Annotated in this window: 2 protein-coding genes; both read left to right on the forward strand. The window is 76.1% G+C overall.

Annotated features, from left to right (window positions below):
• Window positions 1–166 precede the first annotated feature (166 nt).
• Window positions 167–931 carry a phosphate ABC transporter ATP-binding protein gene (locus tag PV350_RS46455; RefSeq protein WP_499516838.1) on the forward strand — a complete coding sequence of 255 codons (765 nt, stop codon included), beginning with the start codon at window positions 167–169 and terminating at the stop codon, window positions 929–931.
• A gap of 9 nt (window positions 932–940) precedes the next feature.
• Complete coding sequence (locus tag PV350_RS46460) at window positions 941–1,528, forward strand: flavoprotein (RefSeq protein ID WP_500339290.1); 588 nt, start codon at window positions 941–943, stop codon at window positions 1,526–1,528.
• Window positions 1,529–1,783: the final 255 nt, after the last annotated feature.

Below are 1,783 nucleotides of genomic sequence, written 5' to 3' on the forward strand. Positions count from 1 at the left end.
CGGCGGCACGCCTGGGTCGTCGGCGTCCCCGTGCTCGGCCTGCTCGGCCTCCTCGTCGCGGACCACGCGGCCCTGCTCCTGCCCAACCTGATGTGAGGACCCGTTCGTGACCGAGACCACCATCCCGCTCCCGCCGATCGCGCAGGACGCCAGCCCCGGCGCCACCCTGGAGGCCCGCCGCATCTCGTGCTGGTTCGGCGACCACAAGGTCCTCGAACGGGTCTCCCTGACCATGCCCGCCGGGGAGGTCACCGCCCTCATCGGCCCCTCGGGCTGCGGCAAGTCCACCTTCCTGCGGACCCTCAACCGGATGCACGAACTCGTGCCGTCCGCCGCCCTGGCGGGCGAAGTCCTGCTGGACGGCGAGGACATCTACGCCCGCGGGCGCCGCCTCACCGAGGCCCGCCGCCGCATCGGCATGGTCTTCCAGAAGCCCAACCCCTTCCCGGCGATGTCGATCTACGACAACGTCACCGCGGGCCTGAAGCTCACCGGGCAGCGGGTCCGCGACGCCGCGAAGGACGCGCTCGTCGAGGAGTGTCTGACCAAGGCCGGCCTCTGGAAGGAGGTCCGGGCCCGGCTGCGCCAGCCCGGCGGGGCCCTCTCCGGCGGTCAGCAGCAACGCCTGTGCATCGCCCGCTCGCTGGCCGTACGGCCCAAGGTGCTGCTCATGGACGAGCCCTGCTCGGCCCTGGACCCCACCTCGACCCGGCGCATCGAGGAGACGATCCGCGAACTGGCCCACGAGGTCACGATCGTGATCGTCACCCACAACATGCAGCAGGCCGCCCGCGTCTCGGACCAGTGCGCCTTCTTCCTCGCCGAACAGGGCACCCCCGGCGGCATCGTGGAGCACGGGCCCACCCCCGCCATGTTCGGCAGCCCGACCGACCCGCGGACGGCCGACTACGTGGAGGGCCGGTTCGGGTAAGGGGTGTCCATGCCTCCTCACACCTCCCCACCCCAGGTGCGGCCGGGCCGCGGGGTCCTCGCCGTCGTCGGCTCGGCCGCCGACGGCGTCGAGACCCTGCGCGAGGGCCTCGTCCTGCCCGCGCTCGCCCGCGGCTGGCGCGTCGCCGTCACGCTCACCCCGACCGCCGCACGCTGGCTCGGGGAACAGGGCGAGACCGGGCGGCTGCGCGACGTGACCGGCCTCCCCGTGCGCGACCGGTCGCGGCTCCCCGGCGAGCCGCGGCCCCATCCGGCCGCCGATTGCTGCGTGCTGGCCCCGGCCACCGCCAGCACCCTGGCCAAACTCGCCCTCGGCATCGCCGACAACCAGGCCCTCACCCTGCTCGCGGAGGTCCTCGGCACCCCGCACGTGCCGCTGGTCGCCGTCCCGGCCGTCAACGCGGCCCACGCCCGCCACCCGGCCTGGCCCCGCCACCTCGCCACCCTCCGCGCGGCCGGCGTCCACCTCCTCCACGACCCGGACGCCCGGCCCCTCCCGGAACCGGGCGAGGCCCCCGACGGCCGCGGTCTCCCGTGGGCCGACGTCCTGGACGCGGTCGACCGTACGACGCGATGACGGCGGCGGTCCGTCCGTCGCGAGGCAGAGGCGGAGACCGGCCAATCGTGAACGGCCGATTCAGGCGCGGCGTGGGTTGCGGGAAAGCCGCTCCCGGGCTGCCGCCGGGCGTCGCCCCGACGGCCCTCCCGCGGCACCGGACGCCCCGCCTGCGGGCCCCACTGACCGCCGCCGCCCCGGCCGTTGCGACCCCGCCCCCACCCCCCGACCCGCCCCCCGTGCGCCCCCCCGGCCCCCCCCCCCGCCCCCCCTCGT

The organism is Streptomyces sp. PA03-6a (assembly GCF_033792765.1).
Classification (GTDB): Bacteria; Actinomycetota; Actinomycetes; order Streptomycetales; family Streptomycetaceae; genus Actinacidiphila.